The organism is Streptomyces sp. NPDC088725 (genome assembly GCF_044751305.1).
Classification (GTDB): Bacteria; Actinomycetota; Actinomycetes; order Streptomycetales; family Streptomycetaceae; genus Streptomyces.
Genome location: NZ_JBIVLO010000005.1, coordinates 406,675 through 425,304, shown reverse-complemented (window position 1 = coordinate 425,304; position 18,630 = coordinate 406,675). Strand labels below are relative to the sequence as shown.

Below are 18,630 nucleotides of genomic sequence, written 5' to 3'. Positions count from 1 at the left end.
AGCGGCCTCAGCGGCCGGGCGGCGGTTCACCGTTGGGTCCGCCGGCTCACCAACTGCCCCTGGTCTGGATCCGCGACGCCGAGAACTCCGCCGGAAGCGCGACCGGGATCCTCGTCCACGGGGAGTAGCGCCAGGCCACCTCCTCCGCGGGGATGCTGAGCTTCATGTCCGGCAGCAGATGCAGCGCGGTGTTCACCGCGGTACGGGTGATCAGCCGCGCCGGTACCTGCGCCGGGCATACGTGCGGCCCGGCCGAGAAGGCCAGATGCGCGCGGTTGCCCCACTCCTCGTCGCCCTCCTCGCGCCGGATCGCCGGGTCGTCGTTGGCGGCGGCGTGTCCGAGGATCAGGCAGTCGCCGCGCTGGATGAGCCGGCCGTCCAGCTCGGTGTCGTGCAGCGCGTACCGGGCCGGCATGTTGTTCATCGGCGGGTCGCGCCACAGCGCCTCGTCGAGCGCGTCGTCCACGCCGAGCCGGCCGCCGTGCAGCCTGGCGGCGAACCGGCGGTCGGTGAGCATCAGCCTGAGGGTGTGCGAGATCCAGGCGGTGACCGTCTCGTTCCCCGCCGAGATCATCACCACGATGGACTGAAGGCGCTCCGCCTCGTTGCGCAGATTCGGGTGGTTGATGAACACCGTCGTCATGTCGTCGGTCGGAGCTTTCCGCCGCTCACGGACGGTTTCGAGCAGGATCTGCTCGAAGTGGCGGCCGCCGATCTGCGAGTCGGGGGCGCTGCCGAACAGCGCGATGAGCGCGTCGAGCAGTTCCTGGCTCTCGATGCTGTCGAGCCCGAAGAGGGACGCGAGGGAGAGCATCGGCACGATGGTGGCGTACTCCGTCACCAGGTCCGCGCTGCCGCGCTCGGAGAACTCGGCGATCAGTCCCGTACAGAGATGCTCGACGTGCCTGCGTACTCTGCGCTGGTCGATCCGCGCGATGCCGTCGTCCAACGGCTTGCGCAGCCGCCGGTGTTCGGCGCCGTCGGTGCCGATGACGCTGGGCTGCCAGCCCATCATCGGCAGCAGACCGGAGTCGGGCGTCACGACACCGTCGTACAGATGACGCCACACGCGGCTGTCCCGGGAGTAGATCTGCTCCTGGCGGGTGATGGTCAGCAGCTCGCGGTAGCCCATGACGAGCCAGGCGGGCACGCCCGGCTCCAGCTCGACCTTGGCGACATTGCCCCAGTCCTCGCGCAACGCGCGGTAGGCGGCCTGCGGATCGACCGAGCCGACGATGCCGGGGAGTGAGACGAGCCCGGTGCCGTCGCCCTCCGGGGACGGCGGAGGACCGGGCGCGTGCGGGGCGTGGGCCGGGCACGCCGGCGGCGGGGACACCGTACTCATGAGGCGGTCTCCGGGGTGCGCGTCGCGCGGCTGCCCGACGAGGCGGTCTCCGGGGTGCGCGTCGCGCGGCTGCCCGACGAGGCGGTCTCCGGAGTGCGCCTCGCGCAGATGCCCGACACGTGCTCGACCAGGCTGATCAGCGAGTCCACCGACGAGGTGGTGTCGCGCGCGTCGCACGTCACCAGCGGGGTCTCGTTCAACAGGTCGAGCGCGTGCCGCAGTTCCTCCGTGCTGTGCTGCTCGCTGTCCGGGAACCGGTTGATGGCGACCGCGAACGGCAGTCCGCGCAGTTCCAGTTGCTCCAGGACGTCGAAACTGTCCTCCAGCCTGCGGGTGTCCACGAGAACGAGTACCCCGAGCGCTCCCTCGGCCAGCCCCTCCCACAGATCCCAGAACCGCCGTTGCCCCGGCGTGCCGAACAGGTACAGGACCAGGCGGGAGTTGAGAGTGACCCGGCCGAAGTCCATGGCGACGGTGGTGGTCGTCTTCGTCTCCATCCCGGCCAGGTCGTCCACGCCGACACTGGCCTTGGTCATCACCTCCTCCGTGCGCAGCGGTTCGATCTCGCTGACGGAACCGACCAGCGTCGTCTTGCCGACACCGAACGCGCCCACGATGAGGATCTTGACGGCCTGCTGGACCGTATCGGGCAAATAGCGGTCAGCGGAGCCGACGGAGACCATCCAGTACCTCCTGAAGCAGTTGTGAGTCGGGCAGAACGGCCTGCGGAACGCCGGAGCGCGCCGCCAGATATCCGCTGTCGACCAGATCGGATGCCAGCACCTTCGCCAGGCTCACCGGCAGTTGGAGATGGGCGGCCGCCTCCACCAGGGACAGCAGCCGCTCGCACATCCGCACGAGAGCAAGCTCCTCCCTGGTCGCGGAGATCGGCAGGGAGCCCGGGGGGACGGCGGCCACGAGGAGCGTCTCGACGCCGATGGTGTTACGGCTGGGCCGGGAGCGCCCCTTGGTGATCACATACGGACGTACCGCGCCGTCCGCATACTCATCCCCCGGCCCGTCTCCCGGCCCACTCATACGGTTCCCTGCCGCGGCGGACTACTGAGGTTCCTCGCGCCGATCCTCATGACCTGCGCCTGCATCTGCCGGGCGACCAGTTTGGGATCGACGACGGGACCCGTCACCACGGCGAGATGGGCGCCGCCCGCGCTGCGCATGAACAGGAAGCCGCCGTTGAACTCGACCATCTGCTGGTGCACGGCGCCGCCGTCCTCGCCGAACTCCCGGCCGAGGCTGCGGCCGAGCGACTGAAGGCCCGAGCAGTTCGCCGACAGCCGGTCGGCGGAGTCCCGGTCCATGCCCTCGGAGCTGGCGAGCAGCAGCCCGTCCGCACTGAAGACGATCACCTGCCGCACCCCCGGTACGGCGGCGACCTCGGCGATCATCCAGCCGCGCTGCTCCGGCTTCTCCACGTAACTCATGCTCACGTCTGTCCCTCTAACGGATCGGTGGTGATGGAGGAAGGTCTGCTGTGGGTCTCGTACGAGACGGAGCCGACGGGCGGCAAGGACCGGCCGCCTTCGAAGAACTGCTCCATCCAGATGCCGGCCTCCTCGGGGGAGCCCGGGGGCATGACGGCTGTCGGCGCGGCCTCGACCGCGGGGGCGAACGCGCCCCGCCGCGAACGGCGCTGGGGCAGCCGGCCGCTGATACCGGACGGACGGCTGTCCGCGGCGGGAGCGGGGGCGGGGGCCGGGTCGGCTGCGGGGACTGATTCCAGGGGCACTGGGGCGGAGATCACCGGTTCAGAGGTCGTCTGCGCGGGGATCGCCCAGTCGGAGACGGCCGGTTCGGGGGCGGGGGGCTGGGGAACGGCGGGCCGGAGGGGCGACGGCCTGCGGGCCGGCAGCCTCCCGGCGGCGGGCGGGGCGGACACGGGAACGAGCGCGGCGGGAGCGGGGGCGGGCGTGAGTGCGGCGGGCACGGGGGCGGCCGCGAGCGCTGCGGGAGCGGGGGCGGTAGGCGGTGCTGCGGGTGGCAGGGCTGCTGACTCCGCCGGGGCCGTTGTCTGCGCCGGGGCGGCCGGCGCGGCTGCCGGTTCCGGGGCGGTCGCGGACGTCGCGCCGGGCGCCGTCCGCGGGGGGCCGGCGGCTGCCGGCCCGGCCGCCGCCGGAACCGGCTCGGCGGCCTGGGCCACCGAGTCCGCCTGCGCCACCGGGACTGCCTGCGCCGGCTGCGCTGTCCGGTCCGCCTCGGCCGTCTGGTGGGCCGGGGGCACGGGCTGGGCCGTGGGCACGACACGACCGCCCGATGTACCGGCGGGGGCGAGGGTTTCCAGTACGTCCAGCGGCACCAGGACGACGGCGCGCACGCCACCGTACGGTGAGGGCCCCAGGTCGACGCTGAACCCGTGCCGGTCGGCGAACCGGCCCACGACCGCGAAACCGGTCTGCGGGATCTCGCCGATCTCGCCGATACCGAGGAGCCGTTGGCCGGAAACGATCTCGCGCGCCTCGGACAGCCGGTACTCGTCAAGACCGAGGCCGCCGTCGTCCACCTCGATGACCGCGCCGCGCTGCACCGTACGGACGGTCACCGGCACGCCCGTCTTGGGCGGCGAGTACTCCGTCGCGTTGGCGAGCAGCTCCGCCATGAGGTGGATCAGCGGCTCGACGAGGGACGGAGTGATGCCCACGTCCGGATCGCCGCTGACCTCGACGCGGTTGAACGCGACGATCCGCCCCGAGGCGGCGCGCACGACATCGACCAGCGCCAGCGGCTTCTGCCACTGCTGGCCGGGCCATTCACCGCACAGGACCTTGAGGCTCTGCGCGTGCCTGGCCTGCTGGGTCGCCGCGTGGTCCACCTTCATGGTGGACTCCAGCAGATCGGCGTCGCTGGGGTAGCGGTCGGCGAGGCCCGTCACCGTCGCCTGGATCCGGTGTGCCGAGGTCTGGACCCGGCTCGCCAGCTCCACCACGGCGAGCCGCTGCGACTCCTCGCGGTGGCCGACCGTATCGGTGACCTCGGTCAGCAGCCGGTCGAGCCATTCGGCGAGGCCGTCGCCCAGCTGGTCGCCGCTGTGCAGCGACGGCGGGACCTCCCGCCTGGTGAGTGCGGCGGGCAGCCGCTCCTTGACGACGAACTCGACCTCCTCGCGGACGAGTTCGGCCTGGCCGTTGACGTACGTATGCCAGTGCGCGTCACGGCGCGCGGCCCGGACCTCCCGCTCGCGGACCTCGCCGCGCTGCCGCTCGACCTCGGACGCGGCGTCGCGGTGCTGCCTGCGCAGCGTCTCCATGGCGGCCAGCACCAGCAGCGCGCCGACGCCGAACACCACGGCCGCACTGCCGCTGACACGCGCCACCGGCATCAGCGCGGCGGCGAAGCTGAACAGGGTGAGTATCAGCGCCGTCGGCCAAAGACGCTGCCCCTTGCGGGACATGGAGGTGGGCACGGAGGAACGAGCCATGTGGAACCTTCAAGTTGGCTGAAAGTCGTTGTCTGATGGAGGACCCCGGCCAGGAGTCACGGGGAGCGCTGGAAGCGTCAGGAAACCGGTATGCGGACATGGCGCGCGCGTATCGATCGGGGGGTCTCACCCGTATCGCCGCAGTCGAGCACCGTGCCCATGGGAAGAACTACCTCTACACCAGACATTGTTGGCAGAGCGTATATCCGACGAGGGTAACCAGAGGTCGCATATAGGCCACGTTCAGTCACATGAGAGGGTACGCGGCTCTGCGACCGGCGTGGGCACTTTTGGCATCGAAAGTGAACGTGACCACGCGCGGCCCCGTTCAACTCCGGGCAACCGTCCGGTGCCTCGCTGTACCACCGGGGGGTTCTTGCGAATCTGACATGCCCCGGACATGCTTTCCCCGAGCGATCCTCAACTCGCTTGCGCGTCCGCGTATCTACCCGCATAGATCCGGACGCATTCCTGAACTCCCCCCATCCGCTGCCCCGCCGGAAGGCGGACGCAGCACGCATCCAGGAGACCTCCTTGAGCATGCCTCGCAAGCGCCACAGCGCTCTCGCTCTCGCACTCAGCGCCGTCACCGTCGCCGCGCTCATGGGCATCGCCTCCCCGGCGGCCGTCGCCTCGCAGCCCGCGCCCGCCCCCCAGGCCGCGCCCACCACGGCCCCGGCGTCCGCCGTCAGCCGTATCGAGGAAGAGACCGCCCGCGCCGTCGCCGTCTCGCTCGCCGACCGGAGATGGAGAGCGCAGGTACGCACGGCGGCGCTCGCCTCCGACCAGGTCGACCTGCCCGCCCTGACGAACAGCGCCACGAACCCGGCCGGCAAGGCGCTCCGCTCGGAGGTCGCCACGGCCGACCGGCGCATCACCGCCGCCAAGGGCCTCGACGCCGCCACCGGCTCGCTGCTGCGCCTGCGGCTCGCCGCCCCGTCCATGCGGCCGGAACTGACCGGGGGAACGACCCCGCTGGTCGCCGCCGCGACGACCGACGACGACACCAAGACCGTCACCGCGTACGACAGCCAGGGCCGCACCCACACCCTGGACGCGCGCCAGGCCCCGTCCCGGCCGGTCTACGTCATCGACATCGACGCGGCCCGCTCCATGACGGCCGGTCTGGACATCATCAACAAGGAGTTCGCGAAGCGCGGCCTCCACCCCGTAGCGCCCGCCCGCGACAAGGCGGCCGAAGCCGGCATCTGGACCACCCGCATCGACTCCGTCCACGTCACGGACGTCCAGGAGCCGTGGCCCCTGGGTGACGCCGAGATCTTCTCGATCGTCAGCGGCTTCGGCCCCGACGGCAAGGTCCGCGTCGACACCGTCGACATGCCGTACCTGGACAACGGTGGCACGGACTATTACCCGAACCAGGTCCTCGTCAACTGGTCCTCGTACAAGTACAACCTCGCCGACGTCGTGATGATGGAGGACGACGGCGACACCAACTACCAGGCCCTGGCCAAGGCCATAGCCGACATCCTGCTCACCGTCACGGACCAGGGCGTCTACATCCCGCTGGTGGACGCGATCCTGGACGCACTCCCGGCCTCCTGGTACACGAACGACGCCGACTACGTCGACTCCTGGTACGCCCTCGGCAAGGACTCCACGGGCCGCGTGAACGGCGCGCGCGGCAATGGCTGGATGACGGTCTCCCCGTACTTCGTCGACCAGCTCTGACCCGGCCCTGCCCCACCACGTGAACAACGAGCTCCCGGCCGGTCTCCAGGACCGGCCGGGACCTCGCCCGTCGCTCCGTCCGAGGCAGAATGAAGCGGTGAGCGAACTGCGGGCGCGCGCCCTGACGTGGGCGGACGTCGATCCGGATCAGCATCCGTTCGAGCTGTACGGGAACACGGCGAACGAACTGGCCACTCTCGTCGCACCTTTGCTGCCCACCTCCGAAGTGGCGGCCCATCTCGCGCTGCTGCTCGGGGCCCTGCTCAGGACGCCTGACCGGCGTCATCGCCACGTTCACGCGCGCTGAAGCGCAGACACCAGGACGAGGCAGGGGGACGTGCACGCAGGTTCTCAACCCGAATAGTCCGCATCACAATCCGGATGCGGCCAACAGGACGCGTCCCCCCTTGCGCGTACATCCCTTAAAAATTCCCCTCCCCTTCAGCCGTGGCCGGCCCGCCACTGAGCCACAGGAGCTGTATATCTCCGTCGCCTTCATCGGACGTGACGCTCCGACCGGGCGGGAGCAGGTCCTCGCAGCTCAATCGGGTTTCGGGGTGCATGCGGCGGACGCTGGCGCTGCGACTAAGCGGTATCACCGAAAGAGGTCCATCAGCTCGGACGGCTCGGCCATGACGCGGTCGAGGGCCTGGATGGCTAGAACACGCAGGCCAACGAGATCAGGAAGAGGCTCTTCCGGTCCGTAGACGGCATCGGCAGGCTCACCCCCAGGACACTGCGCGGCGACTAGAGCGGCCGCCGCTATGGCCTCCTCGGACTCGAGTGCTCCGAGGTAGCCCGTGGTGTCGATCGCACGTGTGAGAGCGGCGCGAACGATGCCCTCGCGTTCGCCCGCGGCCTCCTCATCAAGGGCGTCGCAGAAGTCCGCCGCAGTGTCGTTACCAAGGGACCGACATCCCAACTTCCCATGAGCTCTCCCAACGATGGTGTCGACCGGGGCATCCTCACAGAGGCCACTGACAACAGCCGTGCAGTCGGGAAGTTGTCTACAAGCTCCTCTGACGAACTGACGTCTGGAAGCCCATGACCACGGACTGAGCCTCGGCACGTATTGCGGGAGAGCGGCAAGGTCGCTGTCAGTGGTGCCGTGGATGATCGGGCGCATGACCCATGGTTCCCTCTCCGCCCTCCGTTCTCTCGCCCATCAGCATCTGTCGCCCGACGTTGCCGAGACGTGGCTCGGCCTGCTTCGCCCTGGTGTGCGCCTTGAGGTCGCGGCCGGTCCGGACGACGTGACCGGCCGGCTCGGCGGCCTCCCGGCTTTGCCTGCCACCGCCGAGTGGCCGGTGTGGGAGGGGAACGGCCCGCTCTCGTTCGTCGCCTCGATCGACTGCGCGGGCCTGCCGACCGCCTCACTGGACATCGACCTGCCCAAAGCAGGAACGCTGCTGTTCTTCTACTTCGACGGCCAGTTGGACGACGGCGAAGCTCTCGTACTGGCCGAGGATCGGACGAGCTGGGCGGGCGCCCGCGTGCTCTACGTACCCGCTGACGAGACGGCCGAGGAACGCGAACTGCCCGCCGGTCTCCGGCCGTACCCGGTGGTACCGCTGACCGCGCGGACGGAGATGACTGCCGCCGAGCCCTGGCATCCGCAGATTCGGGAGACCTTCGCTCCGGGTGCCCCGCTCGGGCAGCGGTACGGCCACCCTGTCTGCTCAGAGGATTTCCTCGACGCACTGTGGCAGTTCGACGACGAGGTGGGACACCAGATAGGCGGCCACGCCCACTCCGTGCAGGACCCTGTGGAGATCGAGGTCGCGGAGGCAGTCCTGGACGGAAAAATGCCCTGGTCAGACCCGCGCCTGTCCGATGAGGCGGGCCGCTGGCTGCTCCTGGCGCAGTTCGCCAGCGAGGACGCCGCGGACATGATGTGGGGCGATGTCGGAGCGCTGTACTGGCTGATCCGTCCGCAGGATCTGGCCGAACGGCGCTTCGAACGGGCGATGTTCACCTGGCAGTGCGGCTGATGGCCGCCGCGCCTCCCGCCTGGGGTGTCCAGTACACGCTGTGCCTGCCGAGCGAAGGTGCCGCGCGTGCTGCCGCTTCCGAACTGGCCGGGATGGGGCACCGTCTGACGGCAGTGCGGATTCACGACCACTTCCGGTTCGTTCCGTCGAGCTTCTGGTACGGCAGACCGCCGACGGATGCCGAGTTGGAGGGGTGGTGGCAGGTCTTCTCGCTGGCCGTCCACAGCGGGTGCGTCCGAACGGCTCTTGAGCCCTTCTTACGGGGAGAGCGGATACGAATGGCACGTATCGCCCGTTCACACGGTGGTTTTCAGCAGGGGTACAGCGAGGGGCATACGGTGACCCTTGAAAAGGTCTTCACGAGGAACGGTCTGGTTCATGACCAGGCCGGCGCCGAGGTCACCCTGCCGGATCCCCTGCCCACCGACCCTGTCCTGCCTCCGGCCGCCCCGCCGTGGACCCGCGCCGAAATCGGTGAGCCGGAGGCCGTGGTCACGGCGGTGGTGGCGGCGGCCGAGCGGATGTACGGCGGCACAGAAGACGTCCCGGCTGCCGTGGAGTGGCTGCTCGAGGAGGACTCCGCCTTCGGTGAACCGTACGAGACGACAGGTGAGTTCCTGAGCGATCTGGCGGATTCAGTGGCCCATCAAGGCACCTGCACGGACGATACGGCCGCCGCTATCCCGTTCATGGCCGAACTCATCTGTGACGAGGGCATCCCGACCGGCACTCGCGTGATCCTGCTCGGAGAGCTGCTGAGCCTCGCCGTCGCCAGCCCCTCGTCAGCCGTCCATCTTGCCGACCGGATCGCGGCCCTCGGCGGTGAATGGGCGGAACCATCCGCCAACGGCCTGACCCGCCGGGCCATCGCCCGCGAGCTTCCACGCCTCCTGTCCCGCTGGGACGAGGAGAGCGATGCCGCGCGATTCGTCCTCGCCGCCCTCACCGCCGCCTGCGGAAGCGGCACGGCTCAGTCACGGCCGGAACTGAACACACTCCCCGCGCCGACGGCCACCGGACGGGCGGACGCAATAGCCCTGGTGAGAGCGCTCCTGAACGAGGCACCCACCAAGACCGCGCTGAACCGCCTGTCCTCTTCCCATCCCGGCATCACAGAGCACCTCGACAGCCCCCACATGAGCGCTCGCGACCTGGCCCGAGCTGTCCTCCCGGACCTGGTCATGCGAGACATCGGCCCAGCAATCACGCCCGGAGGTTCGGATCATGCCGGGCTCGCGCGCCCCGGCGCCGCGCCTCGCGGCGTTGCCGTCGGTCGGTTTCCCACTTGAACAACCCGCGGAAACGCCAAGATCCCGCCCGGTCGAGAAGACCGGACGGGATCTTGGGAACGGTTCCTGAGCGGACTCAAGAACAGTCATTGCGGTGGGGTGTTCACGAGTGGGTCTGATCAGGCACAACTCGCCAATTTGAAGAGCTTTTCCCGTGAGACGGGTGATCGTTCCCCGTCAGGTTGCGGTCAGCCACCGTGGGGCCCCAGTCGTCGAGGTCACGGAGATGTGCGCGGAGCCGCGCAAGAAGGCCGGGAACCGACGTGCCCGCCATTGCCCACGCCCGCTTGGCCTCGCCCGGCACCGACCTCCGGTGACCAGATTGATCGCGTTGCCTGGTCGGACGTACGGTGGCGAGCCGTTCAAAGCGATGGCTTCTCAGGCATGTCGAGCCCAGAAGGCGACGAACGCGATGTAGGCGATGGCGGCGGTGGCCACGAACCAGAAGTACGGATCGCCGCTTCGTCCGGATGCCAGGTCACCGATGAAGGCGTAGAGATTCCCCACGGTAAGCACCACGCCCGTGCCGGCCCAGGCGCGCCCTGAGATCCGGGCGAAGCGCTCGTCGGGAGCCTTCTCGGTGAGGCCCTGATAGGTCTCGCTCCGGCGTCCCAGCAGCACTAAGGCGAGACTGCAGACCGCCAGGATCCCGAACGTCACCAGGCCGATAGCGAGGCGGCCGCCGAACGCCGCGGCCACGAGGCAGGCGCCTCCGACGGCGAGGAAGAAGCCGGGGACGGACCGCCTGGCTGTGTTACTGGTCATCTGCTGGGCTCTCTTCGGCATGAAACATCTCCTCAACGCTGACTTCAAAGAACTTGGCCATGGACATGGCGAGCGGCAGGGAGGGCGTGTACCGCTCGGTCTCGATGGCGTTGATCGTCTGCCGTGAGACCCCCAGGGCTGTGCCTAGCTGGCCCTGGGAGAGCCCTCGTGACGACCGCAGTTTCCTGACGCTGTTTCGCACATGTAAAGCTTACTTGTCACCCTTCAGTGGTTGTCAAGCTCGCTTTACAGACAGGGCAGGGCTCGCACGGCGTCTCGGGCACAGTGTTCACCGTGCTGGCGGCCGGCCCGGCATGGAAGGGCGAGTACATCCCCAACGGCCCCCTGGGGGCCACACCCCGCCCGCGAGTACGGCTTCGGCTCCGAGGCGGTGCCAGGTCTCGCCTACAAAGCCACGCCGAAGAACAGAAGGAGTTCAGGATCCACAGGCGGATGCTGGTTGCGGGGCCCCTCATCAGTCGGGGGATCGGAGTCACCGTGTCGGCAAGGCTGGCATGCCGGGGGCGGAGGCCAGGACGACAGGACTGCGCGTGCAAGGGCGGTTCGCCCTCAACTGCCAGACAGGGTTGCCCATTTGGCTGTCTGGCACGGCTGGCGTTCCCTACGATGTCTGGCGTTGCACCGACATGCTGGCGGTTCAGGGAGGGCTGATGGTGTCCGGTGAGGCGGCTGCGGTCGAGGGGCTGCGCACGGCTGTGGACTTCTATGCCGACAAGGCCGCACGTCTGCGGCAGCAGCGGGTGGATCTTGAGAAGGAACTGGCCCAGGTGGATGCCGACTTAGCCAGCGCCTCTGCCTCTCATGACCATCTGGCAGCCGCCTTGGAGGAGATCACCGCGGGAGCGGAATCCGGCCCTGATGCCCCTGGCGACCGGTCCGATGGCGAGGGCGCCGAAGCACAGGGACCTGCCTCAGATGAGAACGGTGCGGCTAGGCCTGCAGATCCCCCACAGCAGGCCGCCACAGCACCGCGGAACCTGCAACTGGGTCAGCAGGTGCTGCAGGTGCTGGCCACTGCGGGGCGGCCGTTGCGGGTGAAGGAGATCACGGAAGCCATCGGAAGACCCGTTTCCGGAAAGCAGGGGGCGGCCGCGATCGAGACGACCCGAAAGACCTGCAAGCGGCATGTCACACAGGGCCGGGCCGTCGAACCCGAGCCCGGGGTCCTCGCGATCGCTTCCGCCGACAGCGGGCACGTGAAGGGGGCCGCCTAGCGACTGCCCTCTCATGAGCGTCCCCTCCTCCCATTGCGGGGAGAAGGGGACGGGCTCCGTTGAGCTTGGACCCTCTTCGGAACCTTTGACGTGGACCCCTGATAGTGGCTCACGCTGTTCCCGAGGCTAGAGCAACTGTGCTCGCCTCGGGGGCGCGTGGCCTATTTTGTCGTCCCCTGCGCCGGTGAGGCCCGGGGATGGAAGGGCCTTTTCCCATGCGTATGCGGCATTCCTCCACTGGAGGGGTACAGCGGCACGGCAAGGAAGTTCTCCAGACGGGCGACGGTGGCGACGTCCGGCCAGCAGCGGCCGGCCAGCAGGTCGGCGATGGCCTGCCGGTTGACCCCCGAGCCGGCAGCGGCCTGCCGCAGGCTCCGCCGCTGCGTCTTCAGCACAGCTTCGAGGGCGCGGGCGATGCCCTGAACGACGTCGGCGGCGGCATCGTCAATCCCCGCATGGGGCCAGGATTCCGGGTCGTCGGCAAGCTCGCGCGGCGGCCGTTTTCGGGCCAAACCTCCCACCACGTCGATGCACTCCTTTCCGTGAAGATCGGCTTCGACCCCTTCACCGGCTGCTTGTCAGCCAGTTTTGTTGGTCTGTGACGTTGAGTCCGGAGGTCTCCCGCCGCATCCGTGAGTACTGCCCGCGCCTCTCGCAAGCACGGTGGGCACGGGTTGCCGACCAGGTGCGAGCAACCGTGGCGGCTGCCGCCCCGGCCACTTGCTACGAGGCGGGGCATCTGCTGCATGTGGTCGGGCGGCTGGCCGTCTGGGCTGACAGTGGCGGGCTGCCGCGGGATCCGGGGGTGTGGCTGCGCACGGAGACGATTGACGCGTTCGTGCTGTCGGGGTGTGCGGGCATGGACGGCTCTACGGTGCAGACCTATCGGTCCTGGCTGCGCCGGGTGCGTGAGGCCCTGGTGTGGGTTGAGCGCGGGGAGGCCCCGCCCGCACGGCTGCCCTCGCCCCGGGAGCCGCAACCGCCTTATAAACGCGGCGAGTTGTCGAGGCTGCGGGCCTGGACGGGGCATCTGCCGGGTCGGGCCCGGCTGGACGGGCTCGCGTTGATGGCGTTGGGAGCCGGATGCGGCCTGGCCCCCGGTGAGGTCGTGCCCGTCCGGGGGGATCACGTCAGGGTCACCTCCAGCGGTGTCGCGGTTCTGGACGAGAACATGCTGGGGCGTCTGGTGGCCTGTCGCACAAGGTGGGGCAGTGTGCTGGCCGAGTTGGCCGTGGAGGCGGATACGGGTTTCTTGTTCCGGCCGGGCCGGAAGGTGGCCGCGGCCAAGAACCTCGTCTCGTCCTGGCCCCGGCGCCACCGGCCGTCGGCTGGTCTGCCGCCGCTGTCGGCCCGGCGCCTGCGCTCGACGTGGATCGTCGGCCTGCTGGCTGAGGGCATCAGCCCGGCCGTGGTCGCCCAGGCCGCGGGCATGACGTCGCCGGCCGGGCTGGCTCCCTACCACCGTTGGGTCCCGCCCCTGCCCAGGGAGGAGGTCATCCGGCTGCTGCACGGGCGCCGCCGGTGATGCCGCGGCCGGCCCGGGACGAGGAGGCCGCGCGGGCCCTGCGACCCCGCGTCCGTCCCGGGAAGCTGACAACGATCAAGGACTCCAAGGTCGGCCAACTGCTGGCGTTGCTGGACCGCTCCGGAGTCCCGGAGCAGCTGGAGGAGCTCCTTGCCGGGCGGCCGGGACCGCCGGGAGTGCGGCCGCGCACAGTCCTGGCCGGGCTGTTGCTGGCCTCCTACTTCAGTGGCCGGGCCACCATCGCCGAAGCCTGGCGGATCCTGCACCTCCGTCTGGAGGCCCGGGCCCGCACCTGGCTGGGCATCCCGCAGGACCCGCCCGCCACCGCCCGGGAGTCCATCGCGGCCAGCCGCCGCCTCTACCGGGGCTTCAACCGCATCACCACCGTGCTGGACCCGGCCCGCTGCGACCGACGCTCCCGCCTTGCCCAGTCTGTCGCCGACGCCTACGCGGATGCCTGGGACGTCCCGTCCGGACGGCGGGCCGCCGAGCGGCTCCAGCACCTGGCCAACCAGCTGGTCCTCGCCCCGGTTCGCCTTGCTCAGGCCCGCGGGTACTTGCGCGGCTGGCGCGGTGACGTGGGCGTGGATGCGACCCCGATCCCGGTCCTGGCCCGCCCCGACAGCGAACGCACCCAGACCGCCTCGGTGGAGATCACTGCGGGCTGGCACTACAGCGCAGGCTCCGACGAGCCCATCTTCGGCTACAGCTCCAGCTTTGTCGTTGCAGCCCATCGTCGGCGTCCCGGCGAGAGTGCGGGCAGACCGCTGGCCTACCCGCAGATGTGCGTCGGCCTGGTGCTGGACACCCCCTCGGTCCACACCGGCCCTAACGCCGTCACCGCCCTGACGCAGCTGACCGGACTCGGCCTGCCGCCCGGGACCTGCGCGGCCGACCGCGCTTACACCGGATGCGCACCGGAGAGCTTCCAGATCCCCGTACGCCGCCTCGGCTACCGCCTCGCCCTGGACTACAAGGTCGAAAACCGCGGACAACAAGGCAGCTGGCAAGGCGCCTTGCTCATCGACGGCTCCATGGCCTGCCCCCACATGCCTGTCGCACTGGCCCGCGCCACTCAGGGCGCGGCGATGCCACGGTACGTCTGCCGTCCGAGGACCTGCGGGAGGCGGTCGCGGAGCGGGTGCCGTACTTCCTCAAGACCAAGCAAGGACCAGACGCCCGTGGCACCGTCCGGCTCCACTGCCCGGCAGCCGGGCCGTCGCCGTCGGTGAACTGCGCTCGCCGTGACCGGCTCTTCCCGAACAAGCCGCGCCGTTTGGGACCACCGCCGACCGTCATCAACCTCGCCGACAGTCGCGCAAGAGCGGCCCACCCTGCCGCACGGCCCACCGTCCAACTCCCCGAGGGCGAATGGTCCGCCCCTCCGTCCGCCACGGAGCTGCCGGCTGTCTGCGGGAAGTCCGACATCACCGTCCCCGCCGATGCCCGCGGCGACCGGCTGGTGGCGAAGTTCCGGCAGGACGACCACTACCTGACCAGCGCCTGGACCGCGTCCTACAAACCCATCCGCAGCCACAACGAAGGGATCCATGGCCGCCTCAAGGGCGAAAAGACCGACATCGGGAACTCGAAACACCGCCCCGCTCCGGGTCAGGTCGCCCAGACCCTCCTGGTCGCCTTCATGGTCACCGCCGCGAACCTCGACATCCTCGAAACCTGGCTCTACCAGCGCACCGGCACCCACCTCACGGCCAGCGACTACACAGCGGCCCCACCACCGGCCGGACCGGACGCCGATCCACCCGCAGTGACAGGACGTCCACCCCCGCCCAGCCGATGACCGGCCCGCGAAACAACCGCACACGCTCATGACGGCTGGCCCCGGAGCCCCGGGGCCAGCCGTCATGCTCACACAACCGCACGACAGCGAGTCAGCACGCTCACACTCGTGTTCTCCCGCCATCCACCACCCCGAACAACCTCGAACAGGCACCGGAAACGACAAAGATCCCGCTGATCATGATGATCAGCGGGATCTCGTCAACCGAACCTGAGCGGACTCAAGAACAGTCATTGCGGTGGACCTGAGGGGATTTGAACCCCTGACCCCCTCGATGCGAACGAGGTGCGCTACCAGTCTGCGCCACAGGCCCTTGCAACGAGTGAAACTTTAGCACCCCTGGTGGGGTGCTCGGAAATCCGTTGGCCGCAGTGCCGGGGGTGGGGGCCGGGGCTGGGGCCGGTTACTCGTTGGCCGCCCGGGGGCGGCCCTCGTCGTCGTACTGGTCGAAGAGGGGGGTTCTGCCGTGGTCGCGGGTGCGGCGCTGCGGTGGGGTGCGGGGGTGGGCCGGGGACGGCGCCGGGGGCGGGGTGGGTTCGGCGGTGGAGGAGCGGGCCGCGCTCCAGGTCTCCGGGTCGCTGACGTCGACCCCGCTGGTGGCGCGCGGGGCGACCGGGGCGGTGACGTACGTCGGGAGCGGTACCGGGACCGGCTCCCAGCTGTCGCCGCGCGCCGGGCCGTGCTCGCGCTGCTGGTCCACCCACTCCGCGTGGTCCGTCTGCTCGACCAGCGCGCGGCGGCCCGCCTCCTGGGGAGAGAGCGTGGCGGAAGGTGCCGGCTCGGGGCCGGGTTCGGATGCGTCGTCCGGGTCGCCGGAGGCGGACGCGGACTGCTGGTGGCGGCGGGGGCGGGTCTCGCGGAGGCGCTGGGCCGCCGCCTCCGCTCTGCGCCGGTCCATGGTGAAGGCGAAGCGGTGCCGCTCCTTGGCGCGCAGATGCACGATGTACGCGCTGAGGAGGAGCGCCGGGGCCGCCGGGGCCCAGAGGAAGCCGAGGCCGCCGACCGCCGCGACGACCGCGCCCAGGGTGAAGGCGAGGAAGAGGACCACGGTGGTACGCCGGCGGCGCGCGAGGACCTGCGAGCGCTGTGCGCGCCGGGCGCGTTCCGCCGCGCCGACCGGGTCGGTACCGCCGCCGTGCCCCGTGCCGCCGCTGGGTCCCGTACCGGATCCGCCGCCCGGGCCGCTTCCCGTGCCCGCGGGGCGCGCGCGCCGCTCGGGTTCCGGGCGGGCGGGAGCGGAACGGGGCGGGCGCGACGGCGCGTGCCTGGCCGGTGCGGGGATCTCCGCGCGGAGATCCGCGCTGATCTCCATCCGCGCCTCGGTCAGCGCCGGCGACGCGGCGAAGCCCCGGACGTCCACGGAGCTCATCGACTCCGTGTGCACGTCCGTTCCCGCGTCGGATCCCGCCTCCTGCGAGGCACGTTCCTGTAGCTCCTTGGCGTAACGGCGCTCCATGGCCGCCCTTCCGGACAGCAGCCGGATGGCGGTGCTGAAGCGTTCCGTCGGGCGTGCCTCGTTGAGCTCGTCCTGCCTGCGGAGCCACATGGGTACCAAGTAGGCGGCCCAGGCCCCGACAATGACTGCGTAGATGAGGCCGCTGCTGCTCACGGTTCACACCGTAGAGGGGTTGGCACGGGCGCATCCGCCAATTGGGCCGGTGTGTCGCACGATCCGGCTGATATCACGGACTTTTTTTGTGATTGGTCGGATCAGATGACGGTCACATGGCGATCAAATTAGAACACCTATTTCATTTCCTTGGTGTTCCCGGTCTCGCCTGGTGCCAGCGGCGTACCAGCCCCTCGGGTACTTCCTCCGCGGTGAGCGCGTAGATGAGGTGGTCCCGCCACGCGCCGTCGATGTGCAGATAGCGCGGCCTGAGCCCCTCCTCGCGGAATCCGAGCTTGTCCACGACCCGGCGGCTCGGCCCGTTCTCGGGGCGGATGCAGATCTCCACGCGGTGCAGCCCGACCCGGCGGAAACAGTGATCGACGGCGAGGGCCACCGCCGTCGGCATCACACCGCGCCCCGCGACCTCGCGGTCGACCCAGTAGCCGACGTGTCCCGCGCACATCGAGCCCCAGGTGATCCCCGCGACAGTCAACTGCCCGACCAGCCGCCCCTGGTACTCAATGACGAAGGGCAGCATCCGGCCCGCGTTGGCCTCCGAGCGCAGATGACGGACCATCTGCCGGTACGTCGGGCGCCGGGCGGGCGGTACCCCGGGTGCGGGCGGCGGAATGGTCGCCTCCCACGGACGCAGCCAGTCACGGTTGCGGCGGTTCACCTCACGCCACGCGCGCTGGTCGCGCGGCCTTATCGGACGGAGGACGACATCACCGTCCACCAGCGCCACGGGCCAGGCGTTGTTCGTCCGGAGTACGGCGGTCATCCGGCGCTACGGGGGTGGTCGCCGCCGTGGATCTGGTCCAGGGCGTGGACGAGCAGCCGGCCGAGCACGGCGAGACCGTCCCGTACGCCCCCGGAGGAGCCCGGCAGATTCACGATCAGGGTCCGGTCCGCCACTCCGGCGAGGCCCCGGGAGAGCGCGGCGGTGGGCACCTTCGCGGCGCCCTCCGCGCGGATCGCCTCCGGGATGCCGGGGATCTCGTAGTCCAGGACGCGCCGGGTCACCTCGGGGGTGAGATCAGTGGGCGAGATGCCCGTGCCGCCGGTCGTCAGGATGACGTCGTACGCGGCGGCCACGCCCGCGCGCAGCGCCCGTTCGACCGGGTCGCCGTCCTGGACGACCTCGGGTCCGTCCGCCGCGAGGCCGAGCGCGGTGAGCCCGTCCAGCAGGATCGGACCGCTCGTGTCGGAGTAGACACCTGCGGCGGCCCGGTTGGACGCGGTGACGACCAGGGCGCGGTAACGGCCCGCGCTCCGGTCCGCGTCCGCCGGTACGGCGCTCATACGGCGCCCCCGGCCGCGGAATCCCCGACCGCCGGGCCCTCACCCGCGGAGTCCCCGCCCGCACGCGTCCACGTACCCGACGCGCCGCCGGTCTTCTCCTCGACCCGTACGTCCGTGATGACCGCGCCCTTGTCGACCGCCTTCACCATGTCCACGACCGTGAGCGCCGCCACCGAGACCGCGGTCAGGGCTTCCATCTCGACGCCCGTGCGGTCGGTCGTCCTCACCGTCGCCAGGATCTCCACGGCGTCGTCCGCGACCGCGAGGTCGAGCGTGACGCCCGAGACAGCCAGCGGATGGCAGAGCGGAATGAGGTCCGGGGTCCGCTTCGCGCCCATGATGCCCGCGATCCGCGCGGTGGCGAGGGCGTCCCCCTTCGGCACTCCCCCGCCCCTGAGCAGTGCGACCACCCGCGACGAGACGAGCACCCGGCCGCTCGCGCGCGCGGTACGCGCGGTGACGTCCTTCGCCGAGACGTCGACCATGCGGGCCGCGCCCGACTCGTCGATGTGCGTCAAGCCGGCTGGCTGGGGATGGGACTCGGGGTGCGAGTCAGGGTGTCCGGGGGTTTCCCCCCGGGAAAACACAGTCATTGCTGTGGAGCTCCCGGTCCGGGCCCGACCGGGCCTGTGTGGGCAGA

21 protein-coding genes and 1 tRNA gene are annotated in these 18,630 nt (G+C 70.2%); 8 read left to right on the top strand and 14 right to left on the bottom strand.

The window, feature by feature from the left end; genetic code table 11:
• Positions 1-46: 46 nt before the first annotated feature.
• The 5 genes from ACIP6N_RS15265 to ACIP6N_RS15245 are packed head-to-tail and all read right to left on the bottom strand — an operon-like array spanning position 47 to position 4,778.
• Positions 47-1,345, bottom strand: coding sequence for a cytochrome P450 (locus ACIP6N_RS15265; protein ID WP_401815818.1), 1,299 nt, complete (start codon positions 1,343-1,345; stop codon positions 47-49).
• Positions 1,342-2,028: a GTP-binding protein gene (locus tag ACIP6N_RS15260; protein WP_401815817.1), complete on the bottom strand. Its 687-nt coding sequence runs from the start codon at positions 2,026-2,028 to the stop codon at positions 1,342-1,344. The genes ACIP6N_RS15265 and ACIP6N_RS15260 overlap by 4 nt, the downstream gene beginning before the upstream one ends.
• The gene (locus ACIP6N_RS15255) at positions 2,006-2,383 is read right to left on the bottom strand and encodes a DUF742 domain-containing protein (RefSeq protein ID WP_401815815.1); all 378 of its coding nucleotides are present in this window, start codon (positions 2,381-2,383) and stop codon (positions 2,006-2,008) included. The genes ACIP6N_RS15260 and ACIP6N_RS15255 overlap by 23 nt, the downstream gene beginning before the upstream one ends.
• Positions 2,380-2,787 (bottom strand): roadblock/LC7 domain-containing protein, encoded by a 408-nt coding sequence (locus tag ACIP6N_RS15250; protein WP_401815813.1) that lies wholly within the window; start codon positions 2,785-2,787, stop codon positions 2,380-2,382. The genes ACIP6N_RS15255 and ACIP6N_RS15250 overlap by 4 nt, the downstream gene beginning before the upstream one ends.
• 2 nt (positions 2,788-2,789) lie before the next feature.
• Entirely contained in the window at positions 2,790-4,778 is a 1,989-nt protein-coding gene (locus tag ACIP6N_RS15245; protein ID WP_401815811.1) for an ATP-binding protein, read from the bottom strand.
• Between the two features lie 540 nt (positions 4,779-5,318).
• On the opposite strand from ACIP6N_RS15245, the gene ACIP6N_RS15240 reads away from it, so the two are divergent.
• The gene (locus ACIP6N_RS15240) at positions 5,319-6,470 is read left to right on the top strand and encodes a DUF3103 family protein (RefSeq protein ID WP_401815809.1); all 1,152 of its coding nucleotides are present in this window, start codon (positions 5,319-5,321) and stop codon (positions 6,468-6,470) included.
• 97 nt (positions 6,471-6,567) lie between these two features.
• Positions 6,568-6,777: a hypothetical protein gene (locus tag ACIP6N_RS15235; protein WP_401815807.1), complete on the top strand. Its 210-nt coding sequence runs from the start codon at positions 6,568-6,570 to the stop codon at positions 6,775-6,777.
• A 288-nt stretch (positions 6,778-7,065) separates the two neighbouring features.
• On the opposite strand, the gene ACIP6N_RS15230 is transcribed toward ACIP6N_RS15235, so the two are convergent.
• A complete protein-coding gene (locus ACIP6N_RS15230; RefSeq protein WP_401815805.1) occupies positions 7,066-7,596 on the bottom strand; it encodes a DUF4259 domain-containing protein in 531 nt (176 codons plus the stop codon).
• Between ACIP6N_RS15230 and ACIP6N_RS15225 the strand changes: the two genes are divergently transcribed.
• The gene (locus ACIP6N_RS15225) at positions 7,595-8,461 is read left to right on the top strand and encodes a YwqG family protein (RefSeq protein ID WP_401815803.1); all 867 of its coding nucleotides are present in this window, start codon (positions 7,595-7,597) and stop codon (positions 8,459-8,461) included. The genes ACIP6N_RS15230 and ACIP6N_RS15225 overlap by 2 nt on opposite strands.
• Positions 8,462-8,799: 338 nt before the next feature.
• The gene (locus ACIP6N_RS15220) at positions 8,800-9,750 is read left to right on the top strand and encodes a hypothetical protein (RefSeq protein WP_401815802.1); all 951 of its coding nucleotides are present in this window, start codon (positions 8,800-8,802) and stop codon (positions 9,748-9,750) included.
• Between the two features lie 378 nt (positions 9,751-10,128).
• On the opposite strand, the gene ACIP6N_RS15215 is transcribed toward ACIP6N_RS15220, so the two are convergent.
• Both ACIP6N_RS15215 and ACIP6N_RS15210 read right to left on the bottom strand, forming a co-directional pair.
• The gene (locus ACIP6N_RS15215; protein ID WP_401815800.1) at positions 10,129-10,536 is read right to left on the bottom strand and encodes a hypothetical protein; all 408 of its coding nucleotides are present in this window, start codon (positions 10,534-10,536) and stop codon (positions 10,129-10,131) included.
• On the bottom strand, positions 10,505-10,717 hold the full coding sequence (locus ACIP6N_RS15210; protein WP_325746997.1) for a helix-turn-helix transcriptional regulator: 213 nt from the start codon (positions 10,715-10,717) through the stop codon (positions 10,505-10,507). The genes ACIP6N_RS15215 and ACIP6N_RS15210 overlap by 32 nt, the downstream gene beginning before the upstream one ends.
• Before the next feature lie 469 nt (positions 10,718-11,186).
• Here ACIP6N_RS15210 and ACIP6N_RS15205 point away from each other — a divergent pair, with 469 nt between their 5' ends.
• Positions 11,187-11,750 carry a hypothetical protein gene (locus ACIP6N_RS15205; protein WP_401815798.1) on the top strand — a complete coding sequence of 188 codons (564 nt, stop codon included), beginning with the start codon at positions 11,187-11,189 and terminating at the stop codon, positions 11,748-11,750.
• 161 nt (positions 11,751-11,911) lie between these two features.
• On the opposite strand, the gene ACIP6N_RS15200 is transcribed toward ACIP6N_RS15205, so the two are convergent.
• On the bottom strand, positions 11,912-12,145 hold the full coding sequence (locus tag ACIP6N_RS15200) for a helix-turn-helix domain-containing protein (protein ID WP_401816216.1): 234 nt from the start codon (positions 12,143-12,145) through the stop codon (positions 11,912-11,914).
• Positions 12,146-12,447: 302 nt separating this feature from the next.
• Between ACIP6N_RS15200 and ACIP6N_RS15195 the strand changes: the two genes are divergently transcribed.
• From ACIP6N_RS15195 to ACIP6N_RS15185, 3 genes are read left to right on the top strand one after another with little or no spacing between them, the layout of a single operon-like run.
• Positions 12,448-13,275 carry a hypothetical protein gene (locus tag ACIP6N_RS15195; protein ID WP_401815796.1) on the top strand — a complete coding sequence of 276 codons (828 nt, stop codon included), beginning with the start codon at positions 12,448-12,450 and terminating at the stop codon, positions 13,273-13,275.
• Positions 13,275-14,507, top strand: a complete 1,233-nt coding sequence (locus ACIP6N_RS15190) for a hypothetical protein (protein WP_401815794.1) — start codon at positions 13,275-13,277, stop codon at positions 14,505-14,507. The genes ACIP6N_RS15195 and ACIP6N_RS15190 overlap by 1 nt, the downstream gene beginning before the upstream one ends.
• A gap of 44 nt (positions 14,508-14,551) precedes the next feature.
• Positions 14,552-15,076: a hypothetical protein gene (locus ACIP6N_RS15185; protein WP_401815793.1), complete on the top strand. Its 525-nt coding sequence runs from the start codon at positions 14,552-14,554 to the stop codon at positions 15,074-15,076.
• Between the two features lie 239 nt (positions 15,077-15,315).
• On the opposite strand, the gene ACIP6N_RS15180 is transcribed toward ACIP6N_RS15185, so the two are convergent.
• The 5 genes from ACIP6N_RS15180 to moaC all read right to left on the bottom strand — a co-directional run bounded on the left by ACIP6N_RS15180 (position 15,316) and on the right by moaC (position 18,583).
• Positions 15,316-15,389 (bottom strand) — tRNA-Ala (locus ACIP6N_RS15180).
• 90 nt (positions 15,390-15,479) lie between these two features.
• Positions 15,480-16,685: a gephyrin-like molybdotransferase receptor GlpR gene (glpR, locus tag ACIP6N_RS15175; RefSeq protein WP_401815792.1), complete on the bottom strand. Its 1,206-nt coding sequence runs from the start codon at positions 16,683-16,685 to the stop codon at positions 15,480-15,482.
• 142 nt (positions 16,686-16,827) lie between these two features.
• Entirely contained in the window at positions 16,828-17,469 is a 642-nt protein-coding gene (locus tag ACIP6N_RS15170) for a GNAT family N-acetyltransferase (protein WP_401815790.1), read from the bottom strand.
• A complete protein-coding gene (locus ACIP6N_RS15165; protein ID WP_401815789.1) occupies positions 17,466-17,990 on the bottom strand; it encodes a molybdenum cofactor biosynthesis protein B in 525 nt (174 codons plus the stop codon). Before ACIP6N_RS15165 ends, ACIP6N_RS15170 begins: the two co-directional genes overlap by 4 nt.
• Positions 17,987-18,583 (bottom strand): cyclic pyranopterin monophosphate synthase MoaC, encoded by a 597-nt coding sequence (gene moaC, locus ACIP6N_RS15160; protein WP_401815788.1) that lies wholly within the window; start codon positions 18,581-18,583, stop codon positions 17,987-17,989. Before moaC ends, ACIP6N_RS15165 begins: the two co-directional genes overlap by 4 nt.
• Positions 18,584-18,630 lie beyond the last annotated feature (47 nt).

Bases quoted from the DNA above. Each gene is read 5' to 3' on its own strand.
- ACIP6N_RS15265 (WP_401815818.1), bottom strand. From the start codon at position 1,345: ATGAGTACGGTGTCCCCGCCGCCGGCGTGCCCGGCCCACGCCCCGCAC.
- ACIP6N_RS15260 (WP_401815817.1), bottom strand. From the start codon at position 2,028: ATGGTCTCCGTCGGCTCCGCTGACCGCTATTTGCCCGATACGGTCCAG.
- ACIP6N_RS15255 (WP_401815815.1), bottom strand. From the start codon at position 2,383: ATGAGTGGGCCGGGAGACGGGCCGGGGGATGAGTATGCGGACGGCGCG.
- ACIP6N_RS15250 (WP_401815813.1), bottom strand. From the start codon at position 2,787: ATGAGTTACGTGGAGAAGCCGGAGCAGCGCGGCTGGATGATCGCCGAG.
- ACIP6N_RS15245 (WP_401815811.1), bottom strand. From the start codon at position 4,778: ATGGCTCGTTCCTCCGTGCCCACCTCCATGTCCCGCAAGGGGCAGCGT.
- ACIP6N_RS15240 (WP_401815809.1), top strand. From the start codon at position 5,319: ATGCCTCGCAAGCGCCACAGCGCTCTCGCTCTCGCACTCAGCGCCGTC.
- ACIP6N_RS15225 (WP_401815803.1), top strand. From the start codon at position 7,595: ATGACCCATGGTTCCCTCTCCGCCCTCCGTTCTCTCGCCCATCAGCAT.
- ACIP6N_RS15230 (WP_401815805.1), bottom strand. From the start codon at position 7,596: ATGCGCCCGATCATCCACGGCACCACTGACAGCGACCTTGCCGCTCTC.
- ACIP6N_RS15215 (WP_401815800.1), bottom strand. From the start codon at position 10,536: ATGCCGAAGAGAGCCCAGCAGATGACCAGTAACACAGCCAGGCGGTCC.
- ACIP6N_RS15205 (WP_401815798.1), top strand. From the start codon at position 11,187: ATGGTGTCCGGTGAGGCGGCTGCGGTCGAGGGGCTGCGCACGGCTGTG.
- ACIP6N_RS15190 (WP_401815794.1), top strand. From the start codon at position 13,275: ATGCCGCGGCCGGCCCGGGACGAGGAGGCCGCGCGGGCCCTGCGACCC.
- ACIP6N_RS15170 (WP_401815790.1), bottom strand. From the start codon at position 17,469: ATGACCGCCGTACTCCGGACGAACAACGCCTGGCCCGTGGCGCTGGTG.
- ACIP6N_RS15165 (WP_401815789.1), bottom strand. From the start codon at position 17,990: ATGAGCGCCGTACCGGCGGACGCGGACCGGAGCGCGGGCCGTTACCGC.
- moaC (WP_401815788.1), bottom strand. From the start codon at position 18,583: ATGACTGTGTTTTCCCGGGGGGAAACCCCCGGACACCCTGACTCGCAC.